General features: G+C 58.4%; 2 protein-coding genes. Both read left to right on the forward strand.

All coding sequences use genetic code 11. From position 1 onward, the window contains the following. Positions 1 to 290 precede the first annotated feature (290 nt). Positions 291 to 545 (forward strand): hypothetical protein, encoded by a 255-nt coding sequence (locus A2I95_RS41450; RefSeq protein ID WP_291738093.1) that lies wholly within the window; start codon positions 291 to 293, stop codon positions 543 to 545. Between the two features lie 60 nt (positions 546 to 605). Then, positions 606 to 1075 (forward strand): DsbA family protein (locus tag A2I95_RS41455; protein ID WP_291738094.1); only part of this gene is annotated, 470 nt, incomplete at its 3' end.

Raw genomic sequence — 1075 nt, forward strand, 5'->3', positions numbered from 1 at the left:
GATGGGCATGATGCAGCAGATGGCACCTATGATGGAGGCTTGCACCGAGATGATGCAGGCCATGACAGACCACATGGGGCTGTCATCGGCGCCGGCATGGCACTGAACTGGGGATGGCTCACTGCAATCGGGGCGGCCCCCCTGATCCTCAGCCTCGCTCCCTGCGCCGTGATGTGCGCCACCGGATACTGCGTCATGTGCAAAAGCAAGGGTTGTGATGCCAAGAAAACGCCGAAAAGCGCGCCCGTCGATACGAGTGACTGAATTTCAACCAAGGAAAGGAACTGAAGATGAAAACCGCAACCAAACTCGGTCTTTCGGCCGCGCTCGCTATGGCCCTGACCTCCTCGATCGCGTTGGCACAAAACGACGAGTCACAGGAACAAATGATGCAAGGCAATGGCATGATGATGGGCGAGGGCAAAATGTCCGGCATGATGGGCATGATGCAGCAGATGGCACCTATGATGGAGGCTTGCACCGAGATGATGCAGGCCATGACAGACCACATGGGGCAGCACGACCACTCGACGGACAAGGGCTGAATAAAATGACCGGGGGAAGGGAACGCCCCCGGTCTTACAGCCGATGCGAAAGGAAATGGCATGACTGGAATTAGAGCGCGCATTCTCGGCGCCATCACGGCTTTGCTGACCGGCGTGGGTCCGGCCGCCGCGCAGCAATCGACACCGTTCAGCGACGTGCAGCAGGATGCGATCCACGCTCTGATCCTGGACACAATCAGAGAAAACCCCGAGGTCATCATCGACTCGATTATGGCCTACCAGGAGCAGGTCATTGTCGAGTTTTTCGACTACAACTGCCCGTATTGCCGGCGGGCTGCGCCGGAGGTGAATGCCCTTATTGACGAGGACCCCGATTTGCGGGTTGTCATGCGAGAGTTTCCGATCCTTGGGCCGGATTCCGAGACCGCTGCCCGTGCGTCTCTCGCGGCGCGGGCTCAGGGAAAATACGCTGAGTTTCATGATGCGCTGATGGCACAACCTCGGGCCAACGCAGCCACGATCCGCCGTACCGCCAATGAGGTAGGATTAGATTTCGAACGGCTCCAAGC

Source organism: Leisingera sp. F5, assembly GCF_001593695.1.